The organism is Neobacillus sp. YIM B06451, assembly GCF_032667185.1.
Lineage (GTDB): Bacteria > Bacillota > Bacilli > Bacillales > Cytobacillaceae > Bacillus_D.
Genome location: NZ_JAVFKJ010000001.1, coordinates 307,012 through 318,469, shown reverse-complemented (window position 1 = coordinate 318,469; position 11,458 = coordinate 307,012). Strand labels below are relative to the sequence as shown.

Annotated in this window: 12 protein-coding genes; all 12 read right to left on the bottom strand. The window is 46.2% G+C overall.

The genetic code is table 11. From position 1 onward, the window contains the following. Positions 1–13: 13 nt before the first annotated feature. The 12 genes from RB160_RS01510 to spoVE all read right to left on the bottom strand — a co-directional run bounded on the left by RB160_RS01510 (position 14) and on the right by spoVE (position 11,415). A complete protein-coding gene (locus tag RB160_RS01510; RefSeq protein ID WP_316568443.1) occupies positions 14–295 on the bottom strand; it encodes a YlmC/YmxH family sporulation protein in 282 nt (93 codons plus the stop codon). Positions 296–465: 170 nt separating this feature from the next. Next, on the bottom strand, positions 466–1,245 hold the full coding sequence (gene sigG / locus RB160_RS01505) for an RNA polymerase sporulation sigma factor SigG (protein WP_316568442.1): 780 nt from the start codon (positions 1,243–1,245) through the stop codon (positions 466–468). Positions 1,246–1,412: 167 nt separating this feature from the next. After that, on the bottom strand, positions 1,413–2,132 hold the full coding sequence (gene sigE / locus RB160_RS01500; protein WP_316568441.1) for an RNA polymerase sporulation sigma factor SigE: 720 nt from the start codon (positions 2,130–2,132) through the stop codon (positions 1,413–1,415). A 44-nt stretch (positions 2,133–2,176) separates the two neighbouring features. Continuing rightward, positions 2,177–3,109, bottom strand: a complete 933-nt coding sequence (gene spoIIGA, locus RB160_RS01495) for a sigma-E processing peptidase SpoIIGA (protein WP_316568440.1) — start codon at positions 3,107–3,109, stop codon at positions 2,177–2,179. A 412-nt stretch (positions 3,110–3,521) separates the two neighbouring features. Next, complete coding sequence (ftsZ, locus tag RB160_RS01490; protein ID WP_316568439.1) at positions 3,522–4,658, bottom strand: cell division protein FtsZ; 1,137 nt, start codon at positions 4,656–4,658, stop codon at positions 3,522–3,524. Between the two features lie 172 nt (positions 4,659–4,830). Further along, a complete protein-coding gene (gene ftsA / locus RB160_RS01485; protein ID WP_316568438.1) occupies positions 4,831–6,114 on the bottom strand; it encodes a cell division protein FtsA in 1,284 nt (427 codons plus the stop codon). Positions 6,115–6,235: 121 nt separating this feature from the next. After that, positions 6,236–6,598 (bottom strand): small basic family protein, encoded by a 363-nt coding sequence (locus RB160_RS01480; RefSeq protein ID WP_316568437.1) that lies wholly within the window; start codon positions 6,596–6,598, stop codon positions 6,236–6,238. Next, the gene (locus RB160_RS01475) at positions 6,598–7,341 is read right to left on the bottom strand and encodes a DUF881 domain-containing protein (RefSeq protein ID WP_316568436.1); all 744 of its coding nucleotides are present in this window, start codon (positions 7,339–7,341) and stop codon (positions 6,598–6,600) included. Before RB160_RS01475 ends, RB160_RS01480 begins: the two co-directional genes overlap by 1 nt. A gap of 36 nt (positions 7,342–7,377) precedes the next feature. Then, the gene (locus RB160_RS01470) at positions 7,378–8,082 is read right to left on the bottom strand and encodes a DUF881 domain-containing protein (RefSeq protein ID WP_316568435.1); all 705 of its coding nucleotides are present in this window, start codon (positions 8,080–8,082) and stop codon (positions 7,378–7,380) included. Then, positions 8,063–8,848: a cell division protein FtsQ/DivIB gene (locus tag RB160_RS01465; protein WP_316568434.1), complete on the bottom strand. Its 786-nt coding sequence runs from the start codon at positions 8,846–8,848 to the stop codon at positions 8,063–8,065. The genes RB160_RS01470 and RB160_RS01465 overlap by 20 nt, the downstream gene beginning before the upstream one ends. 165 nt (positions 8,849–9,013) lie before the next feature. Then, positions 9,014–9,922, bottom strand: coding sequence for a UDP-N-acetylmuramate dehydrogenase (gene murB, locus RB160_RS01460; RefSeq protein WP_316568433.1), 909 nt, complete (start codon positions 9,920–9,922; stop codon positions 9,014–9,016). Positions 9,923–10,314: 392 nt separating this feature from the next. After that, entirely contained in the window at positions 10,315–11,415 is a 1,101-nt protein-coding gene (gene spoVE, locus RB160_RS01455; protein ID WP_316568432.1) for a stage V sporulation protein E, read from the bottom strand. Positions 11,416–11,458: the final 43 nt, after the last annotated feature.

Sequence of the window (11,458 nt, the reverse complement as noted above, 5' to 3'; positions counted from 1 at the left end):
CCGACAGACTAACTTACCCGGCGCTGTTTTCCTGGCCTTCAGAAGTGGATTTATGCGTTAGCCCGCTTGCCCTGACAAGGATTACGTCCTGGCCAATCTTTAGAATATTTGTCCATGGAATGACAGTGTCTTCATCCTTGCCGAAAAAGCCAAGTACCCTTCCCGTACCGCCAATCACCACCGCCTGTATTTTCCCGGTGGCAAGATTTATGTCTATATCGGTTACATTGCCAAGCTTTTTTCCATCAGCGACATTAATGACGTCCTTCATCTGAAAATCGGATATCCTCACCATTAGCGATCCACTCCTGTCATTTGCTATTTAAACTATATGACAGAGGGACGGGAAAATTGTTTGCAAGGGGGAGAAAACTTGGCAGGCCATCCATTATCCATGCATGGCAGCCTTTTTTCTTCAGGCGCGACAGGAAACGGAAAATGAAGAAGCCGCCTTTACAGGCAGCTTCAGCTTTGGATATTTTTATTCATTTGTTTAATGGCCGCTTTTTCAAGACGTGATACCTGCGCCTGCGAAATCCCTATTTCATCCGCGACTTCCATTTGCGTCTTCCCCTGGAAGAAGCGTTTTCGCAATATTAGCTTTTCACGGTCGTTCAGCCTGCGCATCCCTTCCTTAAGCGCGATTTCTTCAATCCATTGGGTATCCTTGTTACGTTCGTCGCTTAATTGGTCCATAACGTAGATTGGGTCCCCGCCGTCATTGTAAATGGGCTCAAACAGGGAAACCGGATCCTGGATTGCATCAAGGGCAAAGACAATTTCTTCATGGGGAACTTCAAGAACCTTCGCAATTTCTTCTGCTGTTGGCTCCCTTGAGGTTTCGCCCATCAGCTTCTCCCTGACCTGCAGTGCCTTGTAGGCGATGTCACGGAGCGACCTCGAAACCCGAATCGGATTGTTGTCACGCAAATAGCGCCTAATCTCACCTATAATCATCGGCACCGCGTATGTGGAAAACTTTACGTTCTGGCCCAAATCAAAATTATCGATTGACTTCATGAGGCCGATACAGCCAACCTGAAATAGGTCGTCGACAAATTCTCCGCGGTTGTTGAAACGCTGGATGACACTCAGCACGAGCCGGAGGTTGCCGTTGACAAGCTTTTCCCTTGCAGTCAGGTCACCTGCCTGCATTTCACGGAAAAGCATGCGCATTTCATCGTTTTTCAATACAGGAAGCTTCGATGTGTCGACGCCGCATATTTCAACCTTATTTCGGGTCAATGCCTTTTCCCTCCTTGTAGGAGCTGCTGTTCAAAAAACAGTATCTCCTTGGAAAGGAAAAATATGCAGGGCCACATCCACCCGGAGAGGGGACATAAAAGCCGAATCCCTTTATGTTCGCGATTTCCGGCTTCAAAAAAAATTTTTGGACCCTTATTTAAGTCCTGTTAGACCATTTTATTGAATTCCTTGCGTAGCCTTTTGATAATCCTTTTTTCGAGCCTTGAAATATAGGATTGTGAAATACCTAGCATATCGGCGACATCCTTCTGCGTCTTTTCCTCTCCATTCGCCAGTCCGAAACGAAGCTCCATAATTTGCTTTTCACGGTCCGACAGCTGGTGCAGCGCTTTGGAAAGCAGCTTTCGGTCGACATTTGCCTCAAGATCCCTTGTGATAATATCGTCATCCGTCCCAAGGACATCCGATAGAAGAAGCTCATTTCCATCCCAGTCAATATTCAATGGTTCATCGAATGAAACTTCCGAACGGATTTTGTTGTTCCGCCGCAAATACATAAGGATTTCGTTTTCAATGCATCTGGAAGCATAAGTGGCAAGCTTGATCTTTTTCTCTGGATTAAATGTGTTTACCGCCTTTATAAGCCCGATGGTGCCGATGGAAATCAAATCCTCGATATTGATACCCGTGTTTTCGAATTTCCTGGCAATATAAACGACAAGCCTCAGATTCCTTTCAATCAGGATGGAGCGCGCGGCTTTATCCCCCGCTGGAAGCTTTTTTAAAAGGACTTCCTCCTCCTCTTTGCTGAGCGGTGGAGGCAGTGCTTCGCTGCCCCCTATGTAATGGACTTCTTCACTTTTCAAGCCAAGCTTAAATAGAAGCCTGGACCAGTAATAGTAGAAACGGAGCCTCCATTTTTTCACGTTTGTTCCTCCTTCTAAAAAAATAATCTGTGAGTATATTAGTATTAACTTGCCATGCCGGGGCCTCCCGGAACGCCTGTCAGCATCTTTGGATGGACAATGCACTCAAAGGACCCATCGGATGAAAGCTCCTGAAGCGTAAATGAAACAAGCGCTTTGTTCGTGCGAAACGTTTTTTCACCTTGCGTTATGGCAACCATATCTGGTTTGATGGCAAGCACCAGCCGGTTTTCTTCTCCAACTACCGAATATGGGACAATTCTTACCCGATGCCCCCATTCGCTGTCCAAAGCTTTGTCACCATAAATAATCGCTTCCGGATCGGCTGATGCGGCCGCGAGTGGAGGAGGCAATGTTCCAATCGTCTTTTTCACGGAAGCAAACATGACTGGCAGCCTTGTTATCGGGTCATACAGCTGGTTCCCGCTGTCAATTAATCCGGTAAAGCAAAGCGATTCCCCATTTATCGTGATTATGACATTGACAAGCTGGTCAAACTTGATTTTCGCCATTTCAATGGCCCCAAGCCTGTTTCTTGAAAAATGCCATGCGAGTGGAAAGCCAATCAATACGAATGCCCAGCTTACCGGATCACCGAACCCTGCCGAAACGGAAGAGAGGAACGCCTTCGATGCCCCACCGCCTGTTTGCAGAAAATAATGGGTTCCCATCATTGCCCCCCCGATCAAAAAAGTCGAAAGGTAGAGGGCGGCTAGCGATGACAAAAAAAATCTCATCCCTTTGTAGCCAAAAGCAGATAAGACCATCAAAACCGAAAACAGAAGCTTTGAAAGGGGATGCCCCGCATAGGTGCCAAAAGGAGTGAAATGAAGCAAGATAATTAGGGAGCCGATGAAACCTCCAGCTGCTATTCTCCAGGGAGGAACAGCCCGTTTCAATACAATTGCCGCCAAGCTGAGGAGGAGGCAGTCAAAGAGCAGATTCAAAGCCCAGATTACATCCAAATAAACAGTCACACGCATAATCTCCTCGGTCGGGATCCTGATAGACAGGATGCCGTGTTCTGTTTACGAAAAAGTATATAGCATCAAGAGGTTGAAAGTGTGTCGATTCCTGTACGTGAAAAGATGGAATTTTCAACGATTCCCCTCAGCTTTTGCCAATATCTTTGTTTAATGCTTTCTTTGGCACAGAGGAAAGGTAGACTTCCATTTCGCCACGCAAGTTTCCTGGAGTCATTTCGCAGAGACAGGCGATTATTGGCTGTAGCGAAGCTCATGTTTTCCGCGGGCTGCCTCCGCTTGAATCTATAAAATAAAACTATCAGCACTGTTCTTTTGAGAGTTTTGGAAAAAATAAAAAGCACGCCCCTTTTCATCGGGCGTGCTTCATCGTAATTTTTTTTTGAGTGGGGTAAAACCGCCAACATTACCTTCTTCTGTTTCGGTTCCGAAGGAATGTCGGGATATCAAGTGTATCTTCCTGTGAAGCCGAAGAAGGCCTTTGCGGCTCCTGAACCGGTTCTTCACGTTTAGGTTCCCTCTTGACAGTGCCAATCGATGGCTTCGGCTGACCGAAAGACGGACGGGCTGATGGCCTTTGCTGGATGGATTCTTCATTGAATCCAGTCGCTATTACCGTAACAAGAATCTCATCCTTCAAATTTTCGTTAATGACTGATCCAAAAATCATGTTTACTTCCTGGTCAGACGCTGAAGCAACAATATCTGCAGCTTCCTGGACTTCATACAGGCTAAGGTTGGTTCCGCCGGTAATGTTCATCAGGACACCTTGTGCTCCATCAATCGATGTCTCAAGAAGCGGAGAGCTGATTGCTTTTTTGGCGGCTTCGGCAGCGCGATTTTCACCTGAAGCGACCCCAATTCCCATTAGCGCCGAGCCTTTGCTGGACATAATCGTTTTTACATCCGCAAAGTCAAGGTTAATCAGCCCTGGCACGGCGATAAGGTCTGAAATACCCTGGACCCCTTGCCGTAATACATTATCCGCTTCACGAAATGCTTCAAGCATCGGAGTGCTCTTGTCAACTATTTCGAGGAGACGGTCATTCGGAATAACAATAAGGGTATCAACAGCGTCCTTCATCCCGGCAATGCCCATGGCTGCCTGGGTCTGCCGTTTTTTTCCCTCAAACGTGAACGGGCGTGTAACAACCCCAACAGTCAGGGCGCCAAGGTCTCGAGCGATTTGGGCAATGACAGGAGCAGCGCCGGTACCGGTGCCTCCGCCCATTCCGGCTGTAACGAATACCATGTCGGCTCCACGGAGCGCTTCCTCAATTTGTTCCTTGCTTTCTTCGGCGGCCCTTTTACCTACTTCAGGATTTGCGCCGGCTCCAAGCCCTCTAGTTAGCTTCGCGCCAATTTGCATTTTCACTTCTGCTTTGGACAGATTGAGGGCTTGCGCGTCTGTATTGACAGCGATGAATTCAACCCCCTGGACACCATGTTCAATCATGCGGTTTACAGCATTGTTTCCGCCGCCCCCGACGCCAATAACTTTTATGGTAGCTAATTGATCTAAATTTGTATCAAACTCCAACATGACAAATCCTCCTAATTCGTCCAATTTCCTTGTCGCCCTGTCGCCCCGTTCATTAGAGGCAAATAGCCTGCCTGATTGTCTATAAAGAAAAAGGGATTCAGGCAGGAGAACCCCCGGTTTCAATCGATTCATCAGTCAGTGTCTGGAAAGCTGTTCAAAACAACATTTTCGCCTATTCAAAAAAGTAGCCAAAAAATTTCTTTACTTTCGTGGACATTTTTTCCTCAGGCTGTCTTGCCTGCTTTTGCGCGGCTTGCTGTTTTGGCGCCTTGTTTTCCTTCTGATCCTGGGAATGCGGAACGCTTACCGACTGGACATAGCCATCAAGCCTGCTGTTTCTGCTGGCATATTTAATTAAGCCGACTCCCGAAGTGAATTGTGGTTCCCTGACACCGATGTAATCAGGAATGGCCCTTCTTACCCTGCTTTGGAAAACCGCCTGGGCTAGTTCGAGCACGCCTTCCATATTCGAGACGCCGCCCGTCAGGACATAACCGCCTGGGAGGTCACTGACTCCCATCCTCCTCAGTTCATTCAGGACAAGATCAAGTATTTCTTCGAGCCTCGCTTCAATGATCTCCGATATTTCTAGCTGGGTAAATTGCTGGTGCTGGTCGCTGCCTATAACAGGGACGCTGAAAACTTCATCCCCCGAAGCTTGCTCGTAAAAGGCATGTCCATACTTGATTTTGATTTTTTCGGCATTTTCCGTTGAAGTCCTAAGCACGATGGAAAGATCCTTCGTAATATGTTCACCGCCAACAGGAATCACGCTTGTGCCAATCAGGCGGCCTTCATCGAAAACCGCGATTGTTGTTGTGCCTCCCCCGATGTCGATTAGAGCAGTACCGAGGTTTTTCTCGTCGTTTGAGAGGGAAAACATTCCGGATGCAAGAGGCTGGAGCGTTATATCAAGAATTTCGAGATTCGCCCGTTCAACACATCGTAAAACATTATGTAGGATCGTTTTGTAGCCTGTTATGATTGTGCCTTCCATTTCAAGCCTTACACCCATCATATTGATTGGATCGGTAATTTCGTCCTGGCCATCGACAATGTACTGGTGTGGCACCACATCGATGATCTCCCTTTCAGGCGGAATGGAAATAACCTTGGCTGCATCTTCGACACGGATGATATCCTCCCGTGTAATTTCCTTGTTGTCACCGGAAACGGCTACTACCCCGTGGCATGGCTGGAGCATGACATGGTTCCCCGTTATCCCGACAATGACTTGCCTGATTTCCATTCCTATCATTCTCTCGGCCTGTTCGACTGCTTTTTTAATAGAATGAACGGTCTCTTCTATATCAACGATGGCCCCTTTTCTGAGCCCGGCTGATTTCACGTTGCCAACTCCGATAATATTTAACGAGTCATTGACCTTCTCACCAATGATTACTTTTACACTGGATGTACCGATGTCAAGACTTACAAATATCTCATTGTTGTTCATCCTATGGCACCTCCTTCAGCAAATACTGCACTTTTTACTAGATTTATCGTTCAAAAATTGTAAATATAATTATATATTATAAAAATATTCGTCAGAACGAAATGATTCCCTTTAAAAAATATCAAATTTTTTCTGTTTTTTCACGTGATGCCGACCATTTGGTCAGCATAATCCGCCTGATGACCGCAATATTCTGAAAAAGCCTGACTCCAAATGCGAACACGGCAGCTAAATACAAGTCTACACCAAGATGGACTCCCAGGAAAGCTAAACTTGCTGCAAGGATTATATTAAAGAAAAAACCGGAGACGAAAACCTTTTCGTCATATATATTCTGCAAATGCGCCCTGATTCCGCCAAACAGGGTATCCAACGCGGCAAGGACGGCAATCGACAAATAATTTGAATACTCATCAGGTATCCTGATTTCGGTCATTAGCCCGAGAATCACTCCGACGATGAGCCCCAGGACTGGAAGCCACATTAGGAATCCCCCCCTTCATCGGTCTTGGCTGGCTTCATTGTGTTTATCCTTATTGGGTTTTCATATGCCCCGATAGTGATATCCTGTATGGGATCTGAAACCGTTAACCGCAGGTTATCAATGAAGAACTCTTCCATTGATTGCGAAGCTTTCATCCGGTTGGAGAGTTTTTCCGCGGCCTGTATATTGTCAGCGATAACCTTTATTTCTATCGGAAGCGCAGAGAGCCGATGGCCGTCTATCCTTGTTTCCGAGCTTATTTCACGGATGACCGTCGAATTTATTATTCGCTGCCCATCAATGGCTATTTGTTTTGCCTCATACATATTCAATTCATTTGTCAGCCTTTTTAATAGATCGGGAGTAACAGTCGTGTTGATCGGGTCCCCGATGAGGACCTCCTCAAAAACAGGTTCAATTGTCAGGATAATGCCCGGCCCGGTTATTTCAGTCAAGCCCGCCTCTATCTTTAATTCCTCCAACGTTTCCCTAAGTACCTGTTCTTTCCCGTTTTGCCTCTTTGTTTCATACCCTGCAAGTTTGTTCTCGGCAGACCGGATTTCACCCAGAAGTTCCGACTGCAATTTCTTTTCCTTCAGGATGTCCTGCCTTAGTTGCCAAATATCCCTTGTATCGCGTACATCAGCAGGTTCCTTTACGGTCTGGAACTGGATGGCGATCATAAAACCGATGATGGCGGCAACGATTGAAAAGCTGGTAAAATTCTTTTTTTGCTTGTCCACAGTTTTCACCTAACCTTCTTCGTGGACATGAGTTAATTAGCTGCCCAATATGGGATTAAAATGAATAGAATCTTTTTTCTCCAAAGTAAAAACGATGTTATCATTCACAATCTGGTCCCTGACGCCGCCTGTCATATTGAGGGCCGATTCCAGGACCGCCGGGTCGCCAATCGCCGATATAACAAATGGAGCGGGATGCTGTTTACCGTCGACGGTTATGACAGGGCCATTGCAAACGATATACGAGTTTGCGGATAGCCTTTGGCCATTAATGGCAACCGCTTCCGCGCCGGATACATACAATTCATTTACTACCTTGAAAACATGGTATTCATGTACGAGATAGTTATTAATGTTTTGTTCATCAGGATTATAGTCCCCATCCGCGAGGGAGACCTGTATTCCCGGCCCCTTTACCTTTACCTTGCCAAGGAACATCCGGAATTTTTCAGCTTCCCTGGCGATTGATGAGTATGCTTCTTCTCCTTTTGAAAGTTCTTTTTCATTCTGAAGGACCTTTGCCTGCTTTTTATTGTATTCCCTTTGAAGCTTACGGTTCTCCTCCTCCAGGTAAATGAGCTGGTTGCGCAGGTCCAGTGTCCGCTCGTAATGGCTGCCTGTGACTTGTTTGTTTTTATGCTTGTTTTCCACTATTGTTAGATGATATGAAAAGGCCATAATGTATCCAAGAACTAGGCAAACGAGCGATAAAATCACATGTTTACCCCTCACTTTCTTCATCAAGGCCTTCCTCCCCCTTTATTTCATATGCTTTAAAGTAGGACCCGACTTCCAAATCAATGACTCCTTTTACGTTTGGATCAAGCTGGCTCACAATTGATGGATAATGAACCATTTTTTCCGCGAATGTCCTTAAGGAAGCACTAACTTCAAACCCGTCATTCATAAACAGTGACACATGGAATTCATCTGTTTTTTGGGGAGTATAGTGGATTTCTGAAATGGAATTGTAAATTTCCTCTGGAAGCGTAAGGAGGGAAGAACACATTTCATCAAGCACTTTGCCTTCCTTGAATCCCATCAGGACCGGAACATTTTCTGAAAGAGACTCCTTTTTGTTCCCCGGAAGAACTTTGCCGTTTTCCATTACCGGGTAAAATCCTGCGTCTTTGGCGAGATAGGCAATCCGCCTATGCTCTGCTATGTTGATGAGGATTTTATTTGGCAGCACGAGTTTTACGCTGGCACTCTTTATTTCAGGAAACTTTGTCAATTTTTTGGATATTGCGTCATTTTGAATTTTCCAAATGTTCGTCTCGTTGGTTATTCCGGTAACTTTCACAAGTTCCGTGTCCTCGTAAGCGGAATTTCCCCTTACCTCCACTGCACTAACGTGGCTAAGAGGGGATTGTATGTAAATGACGCCGGCAATTAGGAAAAAAAACATAAAAAGCAGAAGAATCAGCCTTCTATTCGCCTTTTTCCGCCGTTGTTCCTTCAATTTCGGTATCCTGTCTTCCAGTGTGAGCACTTTGCCCTTTTGCATTTCCGTTCACCCCATCGTGATTAGTGAAAAAACTCCCTGTAAAGGAAGGGATAATCGAAAACAACGGCACGATCGTCTCATGCCGCCGTTTTTGGTACAGCTTTTCGCCTAATCCAATGGAAATATTATAGCATACAATTATATGCCGGTATGATGATTTTCCTGCTATTTTCGGCCAATTATTTCGACTTCGGTTTCCATGTGGATACCTTTATGGGAGAAAATCGTATCCTTGACATGCTGGATAAGCGCCAGCACATCCTCTGCGGTCGCGGTGCCGGTATTGACGATAAAATTCCCGTGCATTTCAGATATTTTCGCGCCGCCGATTGAGTGGCCTTTTAGCCCGGCATCTTCAATCAGCCTTCCTGCGTAATTGGGAAGAGGATTGCGGAAAATGCTGCCCGCGCATGGAAAATTCCAGGGCTGCGTTTCCTTTCGATAGTCCTTGTTTTTTTGAAGTTCCGCTACAATTGCCTCCCTATTCCCTGCTTCAAGCTGGAAAACAGCTTCAAGGACAATCCCCGGCCTTTTTTTCTGGAGGATAGATGTCCTGTACGAGTATTCAAGCTGTTCATTTGATAGCCACTCTATTTGGCCATCCTCGAAAAGAATATGCGCTTTTTTTAAAATTTTACTAATGTCCGAACCATGTGCGCCGGCATTCATGTAAACAGCCCCGCCTACCGAACCCGGAATTCCGCCGGCAAATTCAAAGCCTGTTAGTCCTTTCCTGCTGACTGAGGTGGCGAGCGAAACGAGTGACTGTCCGCCCCCGACCGTTATTTCGGTTCCGTTCTGTTCCAACCGGTCAAGGCCGCTTCCGAGTTTGATTACAACCCCTTCAATCCCCCGGTCCGAGACGAGCAGGTTTGACCCACGCCCGATTGCCCGCCACGGTACGCCGTGTTGCCTTACAATTTTCATTGTTTTAAGCAGGTTTTCGATTGAGGACGGCTCAACAAAAATGTCCGCTGGCCCGCCAATTTTAATTGTTGTATGCTGTGACAGCGCCTCCGACTCTTTTATTTTTCCAATTCCAGCCATTTCAAGTTCTTTTTTTAGCCCATCCATAAGATCCCTCCCTTTCTGATTACAAACGGAGTTTTTTTTAGTGTATGCAATGCCTAATTAGTGGTTCGTTTCATTTCTGCCAAGGGACGTCTCCCAGAAGGAAAGTATTGGGCTGCGTCCCCTCGCTTTGCTTGCTCATTATGTAATGCCCTCGGCAAATTTGTTAATGAATCTTGTTTACTTGAAGCATTTATTCTATAGACCAGCGAATGATTTTAAAACCGCCGTTCACCAACTAACCAGGAAAACTCGAAAAAAAGCACCCGCTTCATTTACCCTCATTCTACTATATTTTAAACATAGAAACGATGAAAAGGGTCGTTTCATGTATGGCATTTTTATCCTCAGCAAATACCAAAGTGAAAAAGAACCCTGCATCGGCAGGGCCTTGGTTAATATTTTACATAACGGCTAATGTTCAATAGTACCCCGATTGCCATGAGCATAAGGGTCAGCGATGAGCCCCCATAACTTAAAAAAGGCAATGTGATCCCAGTAACCGGCATGAGCCCGATTACAACACCAATATTGATCATCACTTGGATGGCGACCATCGAAATGATGCCCACTGCCAGAAAGCTCCCAAACAGATCCGGAGCGCCGAGCGCAATCTTAATCCCTCGCCAAAGGAGGAGGGCAAATAACAGGAGAATAAGCGAGCCTCCGATGAAGCCCAGCTCCTCGGCAAGAATCGCAAAGATAAAATCTGTCTGCGGTTCGGGTAAATAAAAGAATTTCTGTCGGCTTTCTCCTAGGCCCAGCCCGAAAAGGCCGCCCGGCCCGATTGCATACAACGACTGTATAATCTGAAAGCCGCTGTCCTGCGGATCGGACCAAGGATCAAGAAAGGAGGTTATCCTTTTAATTCTGTATGGCGCCGATATGATTAATCCAGCGAAACCGGCGGCGCCTAGAAGAATCAACCCTGCGAAATGGAGTATCCTTCCCCCGGCCACGAATATCATGACCAGACATGTTCCTACCATGACTGTACCGGTACCAAGGTCGGGCTGAAGCATAATTAGCGCAAAGGCAATGAACACAAGCCCAAGCGACGGTACGAGGCCTTTCCGTAAGGACGTAATGAACTTTTGGCGCTCCGAAAGATATTTTGCCAAAAATGCGATCATCGCAAGTTTCATGAATTCGGAAGGCTGAATGGAGAAAGCCCCGACTCCAATCCAGCTCCTTGAGCCATTCCTGACATTCCCGACCCCTGGAACGAGGACTAGCAGCAGTAGGAAAAAGCAGATAATGATAATGACTACAGCCCATGTACGCCATGTCAGGTAGTTGATGTTCATGATGAAAAACATTGCGGCGATTCCGACCCCGGCAAACAAAACTTGCCTTTTTGCGAAGAAAAAGGAGTCATTGAATTTGAATTCCGCCCAAATCGCACTTGAACTATAGACCATGATAAGCCCGAAAGCGAGCAGCGCGAATGTTACAGCCAACAGGATCAAATCGGGAGAATTTTTTTTTACTGGCACTGCCAAACACCTCTGCCCCATGTATTGGGCCTTCCGGAGAGCC